At 72.0% G+C, this 16,920-nt stretch carries 13 protein-coding genes; 7 read left to right on the top strand and 6 right to left on the bottom strand.

Translation table 11 applies throughout. From position 1 onward, the window contains the following. Positions 1-34: 34 nt before the first annotated feature. Positions 35-871 (top strand): aldo/keto reductase, encoded by an 837-nt coding sequence (locus tag ACFZP7_RS28540; RefSeq protein WP_019328701.1) that lies wholly within the window; start codon positions 35-37, stop codon positions 869-871. A 76-nt stretch (positions 872-947) separates the two neighbouring features. Here ACFZP7_RS28540 and ACFZP7_RS28535 read toward each other — a convergent pair whose 3' ends face one another. Beyond that, positions 948-1,886, bottom strand: a complete 939-nt coding sequence (locus tag ACFZP7_RS28535; RefSeq protein ID WP_385636613.1) for a class I SAM-dependent methyltransferase — start codon at positions 1,884-1,886, stop codon at positions 948-950. A 153-nt stretch (positions 1,887-2,039) separates the two neighbouring features. Continuing rightward, positions 2,040-3,776 (bottom strand): glycoside hydrolase family 6 protein, encoded by a 1,737-nt coding sequence (locus tag ACFZP7_RS28530; RefSeq protein ID WP_175462536.1) that lies wholly within the window; start codon positions 3,774-3,776, stop codon positions 2,040-2,042. Positions 3,777-4,305: 529 nt separating this feature from the next. Here ACFZP7_RS28530 and ACFZP7_RS28525 point away from each other — a divergent pair. The 3 genes from ACFZP7_RS28525 to ACFZP7_RS28515 all read left to right on the top strand — a co-directional run bounded on the left by ACFZP7_RS28525 (position 4,306) and on the right by ACFZP7_RS28515 (position 10,512). Further along, positions 4,306-7,227 carry a glycoside hydrolase family 48 protein gene (locus tag ACFZP7_RS28525; RefSeq protein WP_385636611.1) on the top strand — a complete coding sequence of 974 codons (2,922 nt, stop codon included), beginning with the start codon at positions 4,306-4,308 and terminating at the stop codon, positions 7,225-7,227. A gap of 244 nt (positions 7,228-7,471) precedes the next feature. Next, positions 7,472-10,126, top strand: coding sequence for a cellulose binding domain-containing protein (locus ACFZP7_RS28520; RefSeq protein WP_385636609.1), 2,655 nt, complete (start codon positions 7,472-7,474; stop codon positions 10,124-10,126). A gap of 140 nt (positions 10,127-10,266) precedes the next feature. Continuing rightward, complete coding sequence (locus ACFZP7_RS28515; protein WP_107477411.1) at positions 10,267-10,512, top strand: hypothetical protein; 246 nt, start codon at positions 10,267-10,269, stop codon at positions 10,510-10,512. A 16-nt stretch (positions 10,513-10,528) separates the two neighbouring features. Here ACFZP7_RS28515 and ACFZP7_RS28510 read toward each other — a convergent pair whose 3' ends face one another. The 3 genes from ACFZP7_RS28510 to ACFZP7_RS28500 all read right to left on the bottom strand — a co-directional run bounded on the left by ACFZP7_RS28510 (position 10,529) and on the right by ACFZP7_RS28500 (position 13,553). After that, positions 10,529-12,406 (bottom strand): rhamnogalacturonan lyase, encoded by a 1,878-nt coding sequence (locus ACFZP7_RS28510; RefSeq protein WP_385636607.1) that lies wholly within the window; start codon positions 12,404-12,406, stop codon positions 10,529-10,531. 95 nt (positions 12,407-12,501) lie between these two features. Then, positions 12,502-13,242, bottom strand: coding sequence for a class I SAM-dependent methyltransferase (locus ACFZP7_RS28505; RefSeq protein WP_019328694.1), 741 nt, complete (start codon positions 13,240-13,242; stop codon positions 12,502-12,504). 5 nt (positions 13,243-13,247) lie between these two features. Continuing rightward, entirely contained in the window at positions 13,248-13,553 is a 306-nt protein-coding gene (locus tag ACFZP7_RS28500; RefSeq protein WP_019328693.1) for a 4a-hydroxytetrahydrobiopterin dehydratase, read from the bottom strand. Between the two features lie 133 nt (positions 13,554-13,686). Here ACFZP7_RS28500 and ACFZP7_RS28495 point away from each other — a divergent pair, with 133 nt between their 5' ends. After that, entirely contained in the window at positions 13,687-14,502 is an 816-nt protein-coding gene (locus ACFZP7_RS28495) for a helix-turn-helix domain-containing protein (RefSeq protein WP_385636604.1), read from the top strand. On the opposite strand, the gene ACFZP7_RS28490 is transcribed toward ACFZP7_RS28495, so the two are convergent. Next, entirely contained in the window at positions 14,484-14,909 is a 426-nt protein-coding gene (locus ACFZP7_RS28490; RefSeq protein WP_199577520.1) for a hypothetical protein, read from the bottom strand. The two genes, ACFZP7_RS28495 and ACFZP7_RS28490, sit on opposite strands and share 19 nt — an antisense overlap. Before the next feature lie 229 nt (positions 14,910-15,138). Here ACFZP7_RS28490 and ACFZP7_RS28485 point away from each other — a divergent pair, with 229 nt between their 5' ends. Together ACFZP7_RS28485 and ACFZP7_RS28480 are read left to right on the top strand one after the other, a co-directional pair. After that, positions 15,139-16,002 (top strand): helix-turn-helix transcriptional regulator, encoded by an 864-nt coding sequence (locus tag ACFZP7_RS28485; protein ID WP_031017912.1) that lies wholly within the window; start codon positions 15,139-15,141, stop codon positions 16,000-16,002. A gap of 68 nt (positions 16,003-16,070) precedes the next feature. After that, positions 16,071-16,892 (top strand): SAM-dependent methyltransferase, encoded by an 822-nt coding sequence (locus ACFZP7_RS28480; protein WP_031017915.1) that lies wholly within the window; start codon positions 16,071-16,073, stop codon positions 16,890-16,892. The last annotated feature ends 28 nt before the right edge of the window (positions 16,893-16,920 follow it).

Genomic DNA, 16,920 nt, shown 5'->3' with positions numbered 1-16,920 from the left:
TACCACCTGACCACAACCGAAGGATCAAGAGCTCGTGAGCAGCAAGGTCCCCCCGATCATCCTGAACAACGGCGTCGAGATGCCCCAGCTGGGCTTCGGCGTCTGGCAGGTGCCGGACGACGAGGCGCAGACGGCCGTCGCCCAGGCGCTGGAGGCCGGGTACCGCAGCATCGACACAGCGGCGATCTACGGCAATGAGAAGGGCACCGGCCGGGCGATCGCGGCCTCCGGCGTGCCCCGCGAGGAGCTGTTCGTCACCACCAAGCTCTGGAACACGGACCAGGGGTACGACTCCACCCTCCGCGCCTTCGACACCTCGCTGGCGAAGCTCGGCCTGGAGTACGTGGACCTGTACCTGATCCACTGGCCGATGCCGGCCAAGGAGCGCTACGTCGACACCTACAAGGCGTTCGAGAAGCTGCACGCCGACGGCCGCATCCGCGCCATCGGCGTCTCGAACTTCCTGCCGGAGCACCTGGAGCGGCTGACCGCCGAGACGTCGGTGATCCCGGCCGTCAACCAGATCGAGCTGCACCCGCACCTGCAGCAGCACGCCGCCCGCGAGTACCACGCGGAGCAGGGCATCGCCACCGAGGCGTGGTCCCCGCTGGGCTCCGGCAAGGGCATCCTGGAGATCCCCGCGATCGTGGCGATCGCCCAGAAGCACGGCCGCACCCCGGCCCAGGTCGTGCTGCGCTGGCACCTCCAGATCGGCAACGTGGTGATCCCGAAGTCCGTGACGCCGTCGCGGATCAAGGAGAACATCGACGTGTTCGACTTCAGCCTGGACACCGAGGACCTCGCGGCGATCAGCGCGCTGAACGAGGACCGGCGCACGGGTCCGGACCCGGCGGAGTTCAACGCCGAGTGAGACGACGCCCGTGCGCGAGGGGCCCGGTCGCGGTGACCGGGCCCCTCGCGTGTGCGCGGGCGGACCCGCCGGACGGTCAGACGGGCCGGACCGCCGTGTAGACCGTGTGCGCGACCAGCACGAAGACGTCCGTCCGCCGGTGCGCGCTCGCCTCGTCGGCGGGGTCGAGCAGCCGGTCGAGGGTGTCGCGGTCGGTGGCGTCGAGGCCGTCGCCGATGCGGTCGCGCAGGCGGGACAGGGCCGTGGTGACGTAGGCGCGGGCCTCGTCCGACAGGGGCGCCGGCAGGTCCAGCAGGAAGCTGCGGGTACCGGTGTGCTCCAGGCCCGCCGCCGTCAGCATCGCGGGCCAGTCCTCGGTCTCGGTGACGGAGCCGGGCGTGTTCGCGCGCATCTCGGCGAACGAGTCCTCCTCCAGGGCGTGCATCCTGGCCTGCAGCCCGGGGCGCCCGATCCCGATGTCGCGGGGCAGGAACCGGGCGGGCAGCCCGCCCTCCAGCACCGCCAGGGTGCCGCCCGGCGCGAGGTGCCCGGCGAGTGCGGCCACGGCCGCCCGCTGGTCGCCCAGGTGGTGCAGGCTCTGGCTCGCCCACATCAGGTCGGCCGGGTACTCCAGTTCGCCCAGCACGCCGGGCAGGTCGCCGGCGAGGGTGCCGAAGCGGTCGGCGGCGCCGAGGCGGGCGGCGCGGTCGCGGGCCCGCTCCAGCAGGGGCTCGGCGCCGTCGACGGCGAGGACGCGGGCGCCGGGGAAGGTGTCGGCGAAGAGGCAGGAGACGACGCCGGGTCCGCTGCCGACGTCGACGACCAGGCCGGGCTCGGTCACCTCCCGCGCCAGCCAGGTCATCGCCTGCCGGTACAGGGGCGTGTACAGCTCCGCCTGGGCCTCCAGCACCGGGGCCATCTCGGCCCAGTCCAGGTCGGTGTGGTCGTGGTCGTGTCCTTGCCCGTGCCCGTGCCCGTGGCCGTGGCCGTGGCCCGCATCCTGGCGGTGGTGGGTGTCGTGGTGGTCGTGCGCCATGGTGGTCAGCCTCCCGTTCGCGGTGCCGCCAGGGTGCGACGACGCACCGGCGCGGGGCAAACAAAGTTGCCATGACCGCAAAAAGGGGAGAGGACCCTCGGGGCCCGGCCGGGAAGGCCGGGCCCCGAGGGCGTCAGTCACGCCGGAGTCGGCTCAGGACAGCGGCGGGTACGCGTTCTTCATCAGCTCCTGGAACTGCGCGGAGAACCAGTGCCCGGAGATCGGGGCGTCGGCCAGCGCTCCGGAGGGGCTGTTGCCGTTGCGCGCGTTGCCCTCGTAGGTGGGGTCGCACATCCGGTCGAAGCCCTTGCCCTCGTCGTTCGGGATCTCCTTGCTCGCGCCGTCGGACTCGCCCGGGGGCTTCATCCACACGTACGCGTCGATCCCGGCGGCGGGGCTGGCCTGCGGACGTTCACCGAGGCCGGCTCCGGACTGGTTGCACCAGTTGCCGAGGTGGATGCGGCGGTCGTAGCGGCCCCCGTCCACGTAGGCGTCGACGCTGGTCTGCGGGCCGGGACCGGCGGGCCGGGCCGTGCCTCCCCAGCCGTTGCGGGAGGTGTCGATCAGCATGCCGAGGTTCTGGTCGAAGCCGAGCGAGACCAGCTTGGCGCGCATGGCCTGGGCGTAGGACAGCTCGTCGGTGTACTGGTTCCAGTCGACCCACTTGGACTGGCGCACGGAGGTCCCGTTCACCGAGTCCGTGATCTTGAAGTTCTCCTCCTTGAGGGCGCTGTAGTTGGCGGTGTTGACGATGAAGCCGTGCACGTCGTCGACGGTCGCGCCCTCGGTGGTGGCGGCGGTCTTGAACATCTCGGCCGAGGGACCGAAGTTGCTGTCCCAGCCGAGCCAGCCGTGGTGGCCGGCGTCGACGTAGTTGTAGACGTTGCCGACGGCGCCGAGCTTGTTCAGGGCGTAGCCGACGCCCTTCTGGTAGTTGCCGTTGGCCTTCATCACGTCGCAGTTGGGCGTGGCGGTCGGCCGCCCGGAGACGTTGGTGACGAGGTTGGGCAGCGAGTCGATCTCGACCGTGGTGACGATGCGGAGGCCCGCGTACTTCGGGTCGCCCAGGATCTCCGCGATCGGGTCGATGTACTCGGTCTTGTACCGGTCGATCTCCGTCGGGCCCAGTTCGCCGTTGGAGGCGAGGGCGGAGCAGTCGCGTCCGGGCAGGTTGTAGATGACCAGCTGGATCGCGAGTTCGCCGGAACCCTTCTGCGTCAGCGCCTCGTCGAGGTGGTCGCGCAGACCCATGCCGCCGTTGACGCCCTCGATGGCGGCGATCCGGTCGAGCCAGACGCCGGTGGGCTGGTCGGCGATGCGGTCGCCGCCGGGCTCGGCCGCCGCCTTGGCGCTCCACTCCGGGTTCACGTAGACCTTGGCGCCGTCGTACGGGTTGTTCACCCGCTCGCCCTGCTCCGGCGGGTCCGTGGGGTCCGGCGGGTCGGTCGGGTCCGGGTCGGTCGAGCCGCCGCCGTCGACGTTGCAGGTCACGCCGTTGAGGGTGAAGGTGGCGGGGACGGCGTTGCTGCCGCTGTAGGTGCCCTGGAAGCCGAAGCTCGCCGATCCGCCCGTGGCGAGCGTGCCGTTGTACGACTCGTTGGTCGCGGTGACGGCGGCGCCGCTCTGGCCGACCTTCGCGTTCCAGCTGTTGGTGACCTTCTGGCTGCCGGCGAAGGTCCAGCCCAGTGACCAACCGGAGGTCGCGGCACCGTTGTTGGTGACCGTCACGGCGGCGGTGAAGCCGCTGCCCCAGTCGTTCTGCACCTGGTAGTCGACGGTACAGGGGACGGCCGCCGCGCCGGAGCCGGCGGACTGCGCGGCGAAGGCCGTGCCGGAGGCCCCGGCGACCAGCGCCAGGGCGGCGAGCATCGCGGTTCTGCTGCGGGTCATGAGTGCGGGTTCCTTCTTTCGTGGGGTGCGCGTGCTGTGGTCAGGGGTGCGCGTGCTGTTCGTCCGGGACCGCGCGCACGGGGCGCGGTCCGTTCCCGGACGGCATGGGGGTGCCGTCGCGGACGGAGATCAGGAACGGCCCGCGGGCGCGGTGGAACCGCCCGGGGGGTGTGCGAGCCGGCACGCCGGCCGAGGACGCGTCGGACGGACCGCGGACGCGGCTAAAAGTCCTGAACGCAGAAGGTGGTGCGGGGGGTGGCGCATGAGCGACTCCTCGCAGGTCGGACGCGTCGTGACGGACGCGTCGACTGATGGAACCGCTCCCACTGGTGCCGATGAAGGTAGCGCCAAGTGACGGCAAAGAACAGAGGAGTTACCGACTTTCTCCCGGCGCCGACTGTCGAATCTTTTCGACTCTTCACACATCTTGACCGCACCGACCCCCCTCCTCACTATGGGAGCGCTCCCACTGGTTCAAGGCTTGTTGCTCCGCCCCCACACCCCCGAGCCGCAAGGAGGAACCAGCACCATGCACCCCGCCCACAGACGCAGACGCCGCACCGCGCGGCGGCTGTGGACGGCCGCGCTGGCGGCCCTCGCGTTACCCCTCACCATGCTGGGTACCGGTTCGACTCCCGCCCAGGCGGCCGCACTCCAGTGCAGCGTGGACTACCGGACCAACGACTGGGGCTCCGGCTTCACCGCCGAACTGACGCTCACCAACCGCGGCACCGACCCCATCGACGGCTGGACCCTGACGTACGACTACGCGGGCAACCAGCGGCTGACCAACGGCTGGAACGGCAGCTGGAGCCAGTCGGGGAAGACCGTCACCGTCAAGAACGCCACGTACAACGCCCGGGTCGCGGCCGGCGCCGCCGTCACCACCGGCGGGCAGTTCACCTACAGCGGCACCAACACCGCGCCGACGAACTTCGCCGTCAACGGCACCACCTGCGCCGGCGCGCACCAGCCGCCGATCACCGTGCTGACCAGCCCGGAGCCGGGGTCGGTCTACTCGCAGGGCGAGGCCGTCCCGCTGGCCGCCACGGCCGCCGCGGCCGACAACGCCACCATCAGCAAGGTGGAGTTCTACGACCACACCACGCTGCTGGGCACCGACACCAGCGCGCCCTTCACGCACTCGGCCTCTGGCTTGACCGTGGGCAGTCATTCACTGGTGGCGAAGGCGTACGACAGCATGGGCGCCTCCGCCGCCTCCGTGCCGGTCGGCATCACGGTCGCCTCGGGACCGACCGTGGTCGCCACGCCGGCTCAACTGGGTGTCCAGCAAGGCGAGTCGGGAAGCTTCGAGGTCAAGCTGTCGAAGCAGCCGACCGCGAACGTCACCGTGACGACGGCCCGCGCGAGCGGCAACTCCGGTCTGTCGGTCTCCGCCGGGGCGAGCCTCACCTTCACTCCGTCGAACTGGAACACCGCGCAGCGGGTGACCATCGCGGCCGACGCCTCCGGCAGCGGCTCGGCGGTCTTCGAGTCCACGGCCCCCGGCCACGGCAAGGCCACGGTCACCGTGACCCAGCTGGGCGCCCGGAAGGACTACGACGCCCGCTTCCTGGAGCTGTACGGGAAGATCACCGACCCGGCCAACGGCTACTTCTCCCCCGAGGGCATCCCGTACCACTCGGTCGAGACGCTGATCGTGGAGGCGCCGGACCACGGGCACGAGACCACGTCCGAGGCGTACAGCTACCTGCTGTGGCTCCAGGCCATGTACGGCAAGGTGACCGGCGACTGGGACCGGTTCAACAACGCCTGGGAGATCATGGAGACCTACATGATCCCCACCCACGCCGACCAGCCGACCAACTCCTCCTACAACGCGTCCAAGCCGGCGACCTACGCCCCCGAGCTGGACACGCCGCAGGAGTACCCGGCGAAGCTGGACGGCACGGTCTCCGTCGGCCCGGACCCGATCGCCGGTGAGCTGAAGTCGGCGTACGGCACGGACGACGTCTACGGCATGCACTGGCTCCAGGACGTCGACAACACCTACGGCTACGGCAACTCGCCCGGCAAGTGCGAGGCGGGCCCCTCCGACACCGGTCCGTCGTACATCAACACCTTCCAGCGCGGCGCGCAGGAGTCGGTGTGGGAGACGGTGCCGCAGCCGACCTGCGACGCCTTCAAGTACGGCGGGAAGAACGGCTACCTGGACCTGTTCACGGGTGACGCCTCCTACGCCAAGCAGTGGAAGTTCACCAACGCCCCGGACGCCGACGCGCGGGCGGTGCAGGCGGCGTACTGGGCGGACATCTGGGCCGAGGAGCAGGGCAAGGGCGAGGAGATCGCCGGCACCCTGGACAAGGCCGCCAAGATGGGCGACTACCTGCGCTACGCGATGTACGACAAGTACTTCAAGAAGGTCGGGAACTGCGTGGGGCCGTCGAGCTGCCCGGCCGGCACCGGCAAGGACTCCGCGCACTACCTGCTGTCCTGGTACTACGCGTGGGGCGGCGCGGTCGACACCTCGGCGGGCTGGGCCTGGCGCATCGGCTCCAGCCACACCCACGGCGGCTACCAGAACCCGCTGGCCGCGTACGCGCTGAGCACGTACGACGACCTGAAGCCGAAGTCGGCGACGGGCGCGGCGGACTGGGCCAAGTCCCTGGACCGGCAGATCGAGTTCTACCGCTGGCTCCAGTCCGACGAGGGCGCCATCGCGGGCGGCGCGACCAACAGCTGGGCGGGCCGCTACGCGACGCCGCCGGCCGGTACGCCGACCTTCTACGGCATGTACTACGACGAGAAGCCGGTGTACCACGACCCGCCGTCCAACCAGTGGTTCGGCTTCCAGGCGTGGTCCATGGAGCGGGTCGCCGAGTACTACCGGCAGAGCGGCGACGCGCGGGCCGAGGAGGTCCTGGACAAGTGGGTCGACTGGGCGCTGTCGGAGACGACGGTCAACCCGGACGGCAGCTTCCTGATGCCCTCGACGCTGAAGTGGTCGGGGCAGCCGGACACCTGGAACGCGGCCTCCCCCGGTGACAACGCCTCGCTGCACGTCACGGTCGCGGACTACACCAACGACGTCGGTGTGGCGGCCGCCTACGCCAAGACGCTGACGTACTACGCGGACCGCTCGGGCGACACCGAGGCGGCGGCGACCGCGAAGGCGCTGCTGGACGGCATGTGGGAGAACAACCAGGACGCGCTCGGCATCGCCGTCCCGGAGACCCGCGCCGACTACAACCGCTTCGACGACCCGGTGCACGTCCCCAACGGCTGGACCGGGACCATGCCGAACGGCGACACGATCGACGCGTCGTCGACCTTCTCCTCGATCCGTTCCTTCTACCAGGACGACCCCGCCTGGTCGAAGATCGAGAGCTATCTCGCGGGCGGTGCCGCGCCCACGTTCACGTACCACCGGTTCTGGGCGCAGGCGGACATCGCCCTCGCCATGGGTTCGTACGCGGAGCTTCTCGAATAGCCCCCGCGGAGCGCCGGGCGGGATAGGCGGTTCCTCGGCTGCGGGCCGTGTGTGGCCGGTCGCGCAGTTCCCCGCGCCCCTGACGGGCGCGGGGGCACCGCTCCTCCCCCGTGGCGCTCGACGGCTCCGCGTGCTCGGTCCCGCCACCGGACGGCGGGACAACCTGCCGGGCGGCCCTCGTCCACGCCGAGGGCCGCCCGGCCTCGCATGTGTTCTGTTCCTGACGGAAGGACGGTTCCCCACCGTGCGAAGAACCCGGCTCCTCACAGCCCTGCTGGCCCTGGCGGCCGGCCTCCTCACCGGCGGCCCGCCGGCCGCGCTGGCCGCCGAGTCACCGAGGCCGGCCGCCGTGTCCGCCGACACCTACACCTGGAAGAACGCGCGCGTCGACGGGGGCGGCTTCGTCCCCGGCATCGTCTTCAACCGCTCCGAGAAGGACCTGGCCTACGCCCGCACCGACATCGGCGGGGCCTACCGCTGGCAGGAGGGGACGAAGTCCTGGGCCCCGCTGCTGGACCACGTCGGCTGGGACGACTGGGGCCACACGGGCGTGGTCAGCGTCGCCTCCGACGCCGTCGATCCCGACCGGGTGTACGCGGCGGTCGGCACGTACACCAACGACTGGGACCCGGGCAACGGCGCGGTGCTGCGCTCCGCCGACCGGGGCGCCACCTGGGAGAAGGCCGACCTGCCGTTCAAGCTGGGCGGCAACATGCCGGGCCGCGGCATGGGCGAGCGGCTGGCCGTCGACCCGCACGACAACGACGTGCTGTACCTGGGCGCGCCCAGCGGCCACGGCCTGTGGCGCTCGACGGACGCGGGCGTGACCTGGTCCGAGGTGACGGCCTTCCCGAACCCCGGGAACTACGCGCAGGACCCGACGGACACCAGCGGCTACGCCTCCGACAACCAGGGCATCGTCTGGGTGACCTTCGACGAGTCCACGGGCACGGCGGGCACGCCCACGAAGACGGTCTACGTGGGGGTCGCCGACAAGGAGAACGCCGTCTACCGCTCGACCGACGCGGGCGCGACCTGGCAGCGGGTCGCCGGGCAGCCCACCGGCTACCTGGCGCACAAGGGCGTCCTGGACGCGGAGAACGGCTACCTCTACCTCGCCTACAGCGACACCGGCGGCCCCTACGACGGCGGCAAGGGCCGGCTGTACCGGTACGCGACGGGGACGGGCACCTGGACGGACATCAGCCCGGTCGCGGAGGCCGACACCTACTTCGGCTTCAGCGGACTGACCGTCGACCGGCAGAACCCCGGCACGGTGATGGCGACGGCGTACAGCTCCTGGTGGCCGGACACGCAGATCTACCGGTCCACGGACAGCGGCGCGACCTGGACGCAGGCGTGGGAGTACACGTCGTACCCGACGCGCGAGAACCGCTACACCATGGACGTCTCCTCGTCCCCGTGGCTGACTTGGGGCGCGAACCCAGCGCCGCCCGAGCAGACGCCGAAGCTGGGCTGGATGACGGAGGCGCTGGAGATCGACCCGTTCGACTCGGACCGGATGATGTACGGCACCGGGGCGACGATCTACGGCACGGAGAACCTCACGGTCTGGGACGACGAGGGCGGGAAGTTCGCCATCGAGCCCATGGTCCGCGGGCTGGAGGAGACGGCGGTGAACGACCTGGCCGCTCCCCCGTCGGGTGCCCCGCTGCTCAGCGCGCTCGGTGACATCGGCGGCTTCCGGCACACGAGCCTGACCGAGGTGCCGTCGATGATGTTCACCTCCCCGAACTTCACCTCCACCACCAGCCTGGACTTCGCGGAGTCGAACCCGGACGTCGTCGTGCGGGCCGGCAACCTGGACGCGGGCCCGCACATCGCCTTCTCCACGGACAACGGCGCCAACTGGTTCGGCGGGACCGACCCGGCGGGCGTGAGCGGCGGCGGCACGGTGGCCGCGGGCGCGGACGGGAAGCGCTTCGTGTGGAGCCCGCAGGGCGCCGGCGTCCACTTCACCCACGGCTTCGGCACGTCCTGGCAGGCGTCGAGCGGCATCCCGGCCGGGGCGGTCGTCGAGTCCGACCGGGTCGACCCGAACACCTTCTACGGCTTCAAGTCCGGGAAGTTCTACGTCAGTACGGACGGCGGCGCGACCTTCACCGCGGCGGCGGCCACCGGACTGCCCGCCGGGGACAGCGTCCGCTTCAAGGCGCTGCCGGGTGCGAAGGGCGACATCTGGCTGGCCGGCGGGGCGGCGGACGGCCCGTACGGGCTGTGGCACTCCACGGACGGCGGCGCGAGCTTCACCGAGCTGCCGAACGTCGAGGAGGCCGACACGGTGGGCTTCGGCAAGGCGGCGCCGGGCGCCTCGTACCAGACCCTGTACACCAGTGCGAAGATCGCCGGGGTCCGCGGCATCTTCCGCTCCACCGACCGGGGCGCCACCTGGACCCGCGTCAACGACGACGCCCACCAGTGGGGCTGGACCGGCGCGGCCATCACGGGCGACCCGCGGGTGTACGGGCGGGTGTACGTGGCGACCAACGGGCGCGGGATCGTCTACGGCGACACCGCCGGTACCGGCCCCGGTCCGGGACCGGACCCGGAGCCGGCCGGCACCTGCGCGGTGACGTACAAGGTCACCAACCAGTGGGCGGGCGGCTTCCAGGCCGATGTGCGGCTCACCAACACGGGCACCGCCGCGTGGCGGGGCTGGTCCCTGGACTGGTCGTTCCCGGGCGGCCAGGAGGTGACGCAGATGTGGAACGCCGAGCACACCCGGTCGGGCACGGTGGTGACGGCGAGGAACGTCGGCTGGAACGCCGACGTGGCACCGGGCGCTTCGGTGAGCTTCGGCTTCACCGGGAGCTGGTCGGGGACGAACGCGGCACCGGCGTCGTTCGCGATGGGTGACCGGGTCTGCGGTCGGGCGTGACCTCGCGGGAGGGGCGCGTGCGTACGGCGCGCCCCTCCCGCTTCCGGGACCTGTGCGCCCGTTTCACGCCCTTGTGGCCGCGCTGCACTTCTTCGACCGTTGTGTCAGCAGGAGTGGGTGGCGAGGACAGGGGGCGCCGTATGGCGCGGACATGGGAGGGCGCGGCGGGGCGGCTGATGCTCGCACTGGCGGCGCTGCTGCACCGGACGGTCACGGGAAAGGCCGCGAGGAAGAGACTGCACGACTGCCGGGACGCGGCCCTGCGCGCCGCGTACCGGCGGGGCGTACCGCTGGAGGTGCTCGCCTCCCGGACGCGGCTGACGCAGGGGCGGGTCAGGGAGGTGGTCACCGGCGGGAAGCGCCCGCCGGTGGACAAGGCCGCGTGAGGACGCGGGCCCCGGATCAGGGCGTGTACACCGCCGGCCTGGGTGCCGTCGCCATCCCCGCGCCGATGAAGAAGCTCGGGTGCGGCGGCTGATTATAGGCGGTGTTCTGCCAAGCCAGCGCCGTGCGGTACTGGGGGTCGTGGAGGAGGGTCGTGATCCTGCGGTCCGTGTCGTGCGGGGTGGAGTAGATCCGCAGGGCCCTGTTGTCCGACGTGCGCCAGACGATCTCCTCCCGCCAGTCGCCGAGGATGTCGCCGGACAGGACCGGGGTGGCCTTGGTGCCGTTGGTGGCGGCGACGCCGGAGCCGGTGAGCAGGCGGGTGTCACCGGAGGTCCCGTACTTGTCGACACGGGTGCCGTCGAGGAGTTCGCGGACGGGGTCGCCGTCCCACCAGGACAGGAAGTTGGTGCTGGAGGGCTTGCGGCTGTTCACGACCGTGCCCTTGGGGTCGCGGATGCCGCTCTCGGCCGACGACCAGGACTCGGCGCCCGCGCTGCCGGACCAGATGTCGGCCGAGACGCCGCGGCCGTTGTCGCCGCTCGCGCCCGTGGCCCAGATGATCTGACCGGTGCGGGCGTCGGCCATCCAGGACGAGGGCTTGGAGCCGTCCTCGTCGACCTTGAACTCCTCCAGGCCCGCCCGGGACGGGTCGAGGTCGCCGACGTGCAGGGCGTCACCGTGGCCGTTGCGCGTGGTCCACAGGCCGTGGCCGTTGTCGTCGACGGCCATCGCGCCGTAGACGATCTCGTCCCGGCCGTCGCCGTCGACGTCCGCCACGGAGAGCTGGTGGTTGCCCTGGCCGTCGTAACCCTTGCCGGCGTTGGTGGAGGAGTCGGTGTCGAAGGTCCAGCGGCGGGTGAAGCGGCCGTCCCGCCAGTCCCAGGCGGCGATGACCGACCGGGTGTAGTAGCCGCGCGCCATGATCAGGGAGGGGCGGGAGCCGTCCAGGTAGGCCGTGCCGGCCAGGAAGCGGTCGACGCGGTTGCCGTAGGAGTCGCCCCAGGAGGAGACGTTGCCCCGGCCGGGTACGTAGTCGACCGTGCCCATGGCCTTGCCGGTCTGCCCGTTGAACATGGTCAGGTACTCGGGGCCGGTCAGCACGTAGCCGGAGGAGTTGCGGTGGTCGGCCGAGGAGCTGCCGACGACCGCGCCCGTGCCGTCCTTGGTGCCGTCGGCGGTCTTCATGGCGACCTCGGCCTTGCCGTCGCCGTCGTAGTCGTACACCTGGAACTGCGTGTAGTGGGCGCCGGAGCGGATGTTGCGGCCGAGGTCGACGCGCCACAGCCGGGTGCCGTCGAGCTTGACGCCGTCGACGATCGTGTTGCCGGTGTAGCCGGACTGGGAGTTGTCCTTGGCGTTGGTGGGCTGCCACTTCAGGACGAGGTCGAGGGCGCCGTCGCCGTCGAGGTCGCCGACGGAGGCGTCGTTGGCCTCGTAGGTGTAGGCGACGCCGTCGGGGGTGGTGCCGCCGGCGGGCGGGGAGATCGGCACGTCCTTGTACCCGGCCCGGAACTGGATCGCGTGGACCGAGTCGCCCTGCTCGGTGCCGCCGACGACCGCGCGGACGGTGTAGTCGGCGTGCGAGGGGGCGCCGGCGTGGAAGAAGGTGGTGGAGCCGTTGAGCGGTGCGGAGTTGACCTTCGTGCCGGCGCGGTAGACGTTGAAGGCCACGCCGTCCGGGTCGGTGCCCAGCCAGCGCCAGCTGACCAGATTGCCGTCGCCGGTGTGGACGCTGACCACGCCCCGGTCGAGGGCCTCGACCTGCCGGGCGGTCGCGGCCTGGGCGGTGTCGGTGGTGAGCGTGGTCAGGCCGGTGCCGACGAGCCCGGCGGCGGCGAGGGCCGCGCCGAGGACGAGCGGACGGCGTCTGCGGTGCGTGTGGGGGTGGCTCACGGGACGAACCTCCTGGAGGACGGATGGGTTCCGCCTCCTGGTCGCCGCCCGGGGCCGCCGGGTTGCCGCCCGGGGCCCGGCAATTCACGGGTCCGCTACGGCTTCGCGAACGCCCGCAGGGTGAACACCGGGTCGGGTCGGGGCCGGTCCTGGTCGGGCAGGGCCGCGAGGCGGGCGGCGAACTCCTCCGCGAGCGGCTCCCCCGGCGGCAGGGTGACGAACCAGCCGCGCCTCAGGTCGGCGATGGTGCGGCGCGGACTGCGGCCCTGGCCGTGGCCGGTGAAGCGGGCCTCGCCCGCGGGGACCAGGCCGTGCGCGCGGGCACAGGACTCGACGAGGGGGGCGGCGTCGTGCGCGGTGCTGGGCGGGCGGTCGGCGAGCACCGCGTCGATGTCGCTGCCGACGTTGTGCGAGGGGCCCTTGTCGACGGTGGTCACGTACACCCCGCCGGGGCGCAGCACGCGCGCGCACTCGCCGACGACCGCCCGCACGTTCCGCTCGCCGCCGACCAGATGGAGCAGCCACACGCTGGTGACGGCGTCGAATCCGCCCTCCCGGAAGGGCAGCCGGCGGCTGTCGGCGAGCACCACCGCGCCGGGCAGCCGGGCGGCGGCCCGCCTGGCCATGGCGGGCGCGAGGTCGGCCCCGGTGACGCGCAGGGCCGCACGGCCGGCCGCGAGCCGGCGGGTGACGATGCCGGTGCCGCAGGCCACGTCGAGCAGCTCGCGGGCGCGCGGCGGAACGAGGCTCAGTACCGCCCGTGCGGCGGCCTCGGCGCGGGGTTCGCCGCCGCGTGAGGCGTCGTAGACTTCCGCTTCCTTGTCGTAGTCCAGCACACCCGTCAGTGTGCCCCGTGGCCGGTGGCCAGGTCCTCCACCCTGCGGGCGAGCTCCACGTCCTTCTCGGTGACGGCGCCGCCCGCGCTGTGGGTGTGCACGGCGAGGGAGACGGTGTCGTAGCCGAGGGTCAGGTCGGAGTGGTGGTCCAGCTCCTCCTGCACCTGGGCGACGTGGACGACCATCGCGGTCGCCGCGAAGTGCGAGCCGAGCCGGTAGGTGCGGGTGAGGCGGCCGTCGTCGAGGGACCAGCCCGGCAGCTCGGCCAGCCGTTCCTCGATCTCCTTCTGCGACAGCGGTTCGACGGGCATGGGCCGCGCTCCTCTCCTGGACGGCGCCGCCGGGGCGGCTCGGCTCCCTCAGCCTGCCACAGGGCGGCGCACCCGGCCCCGGCCGGGCGGGACCGGCACTCCGACGGCGGCCCCGGTCGGCTACCGTGCGGGTATGACCGCACTCGTGTCGGACACCGTCCCCACCGCCCAGGGCGTGGGCCCACTGCTGCGGGCCTGGCGGGAGCGGAGGCGGGTCAGCCAGCTGGAGCTGGCGCTGCGCGCGGACTCCTCCGCCCGGCACATCAGCTTCATCGAGACGGGCCGCTCCCGGCCGAGCGAGGAGATGGTGCTGCGGCTCGCCGAGCACCTGGACGTGCCTGTGCGGGAACGCAACGCGCTGCTGCTCGCGGCCGGTTACGCCCCGCACTACCCGGAGACCCCGCTGGACGACCCGGCGCTGGACGCCCTGCGCGAGGGCATGGAGCGGCTGATCCGGGGATACGAGCCCTACCCCGCGCTGGTCGTGGACGCGACGTACCGGGTGCTGGCCGCCAACCGGGGCATCCTGATGCTGCTGGACGGCCTGCCCGAGCACCTGCTTCAGCCACCGGTCAACGCGATGCGGCTGACCCTGCACCCGGAGGGACTGGCGCCGCGCATCCGCAACCTGCGCGAATGGCGCGGGCACCTGCTGGAGCAGATGCGGCGCCAGATCGCCCTGCACCGCTCGGAGCCCTTGCGCGCGCTGTACGAGGAGGTGGCGGCGTATCCGGTGCCGGAGAGCGGGGCGGGTGAGGAGCCGGCCGAGCCGGTGCCGTACTTCGCGCTGCCGATGCAGATCGAGCACGAAGGACGGACCCTCTCGTTCATCTCCTCCATCTCGACGTTCAACACGCCGATGGACGTCACCGTCGCCGAGCTGGCCATCGAGACGCTGCTCCCGGCCGACCCGGCGACGGTCAAGTACCTTCACACGCTGCTGTCCTGACGCTGCCTCAGCGCCGCGTACTGGAGCAGCGCGAACCCGGCGACGACCAGCGCCTGGAGGACGGTCCACACCGCACCGGTGGTGGTGGGCGACAGCCACAGACCGAGGGCGGCGAAGCTGACCGCCGCCCAGGCGAGGTTGGCCTCGACGACCGCCCGCACCCCGAGGGCCGGCGGCCGGGTGCGCGCGGCCAGCAGCGCCACGCAGCCGGCGTAGACCGCGAGGAACGCGCCGAGGGCGAGCAGCAGTCCGGAGCGGGCGCCGAGGAGCCGGCCGAGCGGTCCGGAGAGCGTGAGGTAGGCGACCGCGTTGGTGCCGGTCACCACCGCGTCGAGGGCCAGGAAGCGGCGCAGCATCAGCTGCGGTTCGGCGGTGCGGGCGAGGACGGCCAACTGGTTGGCGGACATGACAGGTCACCCTCCGTCGGGGTCGGGACACTGCTGGGGGGCCGGGTCACGGGCCGGAGTGCGCCTGCCCGTGACCCGGTGACTCCACGATCGCGTCCGGCGCGGTCCCGGTCGATTACCCGTCGGGTAATGACGCCGCTCCGCGCCTTGATCCACCACCACCCCTGTGAGACTGACAGGGGAACATGACAGACTGCGGTGAGACTTGGGCGCGTTGGGGAGGCGTGGCGTGAGTGAGCGGCGGGCCGCACCCACCGTGGGCCAGGTGGTCCTGGGCAGGCGGCTGCAGGAACTGCGGGAGACGGCGGGCCTCAAGCGCGAGGAGGCCGCCAAGGTGCTGCGGGTGGCCCCGGCGACCGTGCGGCGCATGGAGATGGCCGAGGTCGCGCTGAAAATACCGTACGTCCAGATCCTGCTGACGGCGTACGGGGTGCCCGCGGCGGAGGTCTCCGCGTTCGTCGCGCTGGCCGAGGAGGCCAATCAGCCGGGCTGGTGGCAGCGCTACCACGACGTGCTCCCGGACTGGTTCAGCATGTACGTGAGCCTGGAGGGCGCCGCGCGGATCGTGCGTTCCTACGAGCCGCACTTCGTGCCGGGGCTGCTGCAGACCGAGGACTACGCGCGCGCGGTCATGGAGGCGGGCACGATCGGGAACGCGGGCGGCGACGCGGTCGAACGCCATGTGTCCCTGCGCATGGAGCGGCAGCGGCTGCTGGAGCGCGCCGACCCGCCGCACCTGTGGGTGGTGATGGACGAGACGGTGCTGCGGCGGCCGGTGAGCATCGACGGACGGGTGATGCGCGACCAGCTGGACAAGCTGCTGGAGCTGGCGACCCGCGACCGGGTCACGCTCCAGGTCGCCGAGTTCGACGACGGGCCGCACCCCGGGACGTACGCGCCGTTCACCCTGTTCCGGTTCGCGGAGCCGGAGCTGCCCGACATGGTCTTCACCGAGTACCTGACGGGCGCTCTGTACCTGGACTCCCGCACGGAGGTCTCCGCGCACCTGGAGGTCCTGGACCACATGACGGCGCGTGCCGCCTCGACCCAGCGCACCGAGAAGATCCTGCGCCGCTACCGCGAGAACTTCTGAACCGGCCGCCTCGAAAGCTTCCGACCCGGCGGTCCCGACCCCCCAGGCACCCGAGGAGAGCACACCGCATGACCGGATCCGACGCCACGTCCGCCGCCGCTCCCGTCGACACCAGCCGGCCGCACCCGGCCCGGGTCTACGACTGGTGGCTGGGCGGCAAGGACAACTACCCCGTGGACGAGGAACTGGCCCGCAAGATCCTCGCCGCGGACGACACGGCGGTGCGCGGCGCGCGGGCCAACCGCCGGTTCATGCACCGTGCGGTGCGGACCCTCGCCGAGGCGGGGGTGCGCCAGTTCCTGGACATCGGCACCGGCATCCCCACCGAGCCGAACCTGCACCAGGTCGCCCAGGCGGTGGCGCCCGAGGCGCGGGTGGTCTACGCCGACAACGACCCGATCGTGCTGCGGCACGCCGAGGCGCTGCTGCACGGTTCCGCCGAGGGCTCGACGGAGTACGTCCACGCGGACGTGCGCGACCCGGAGACCATCCTGCGGCTGGCCGCCGAGTCGCTGGACTTCGCCCGGCCGGTCGCCCTGTCCCTGGTGGCCCTGACGCACTACCTCGGGGACGCGGCCGACGGCGACGACGTGCACGGCCTGCTGAAGCGGTACGTGGACGCCCTGGCGCCGGGCAGCTTTCTGGTCCTCTCCCAGGTCACGCCGGATCTGAACCCGGAGGCGGTGGGGAAGGCGGCCGGTCTGTTCGCGCGCAGCGGCACGCCGTTCTACCCGCGCTCGCTCGGTGAGTTCTCCCGCTTCTTCGACGGCCTGGAGCTGCTGGGCCCCGGCGTCATCCCGGTCACCGGCTGGCGGCCGGACCCGGAGGACGTGGCGGTACAGGCGGAGGGCATCGTGCCGGTGTACGCGGGGGTGGCGCGCAAGGTCTGACGGGACCGGCCGGCGTCCGCCCTGACCC

This window comes from Streptomyces sp. SudanB5_2050 (genome assembly GCF_964272335.1).
GTDB lineage: Bacteria > Actinomycetota > Actinomycetes > Streptomycetales > Streptomycetaceae > Streptomyces > Streptomyces rochei.
This window is presented reverse-complemented; position numbering and strand designations above follow the sequence as displayed.

Excerpts from the sequence above, each read along its gene's own strand:
- ACFZP7_RS28535 (WP_385636613.1), bottom strand. The coding sequence starts at position 1,886 with ATGGCGCACGACCACCACGACACCCACCACCGCCAGGATGCGGGCCAC.
- ACFZP7_RS28530 (WP_175462536.1), bottom strand. The coding sequence starts at position 3,776 with ATGACCCGCAGCAGAACCGCGATGCTCGCCGCCCTGGCGCTGGTCGCC.
- ACFZP7_RS28525 (WP_385636611.1), top strand. The coding sequence starts at position 4,306 with ATGCACCCCGCCCACAGACGCAGACGCCGCACCGCGCGGCGGCTGTGG.
- ACFZP7_RS28515 (WP_107477411.1), top strand. The coding sequence starts at position 10,267 with ATGGCGCGGACATGGGAGGGCGCGGCGGGGCGGCTGATGCTCGCACTG.
- ACFZP7_RS28500 (WP_019328693.1), bottom strand. The coding sequence starts at position 13,553 with ATGCCCGTCGAACCGCTGTCGCAGAAGGAGATCGAGGAACGGCTGGCC.
- ACFZP7_RS28495 (WP_385636604.1), top strand. The coding sequence starts at position 13,687 with ATGACCGCACTCGTGTCGGACACCGTCCCCACCGCCCAGGGCGTGGGC.
- ACFZP7_RS28490 (WP_199577520.1), bottom strand. The coding sequence starts at position 14,909 with ATGTCCGCCAACCAGTTGGCCGTCCTCGCCCGCACCGCCGAACCGCAG.
- ACFZP7_RS28480 (WP_031017915.1), top strand. The coding sequence starts at position 16,071 with ATGACCGGATCCGACGCCACGTCCGCCGCCGCTCCCGTCGACACCAGC.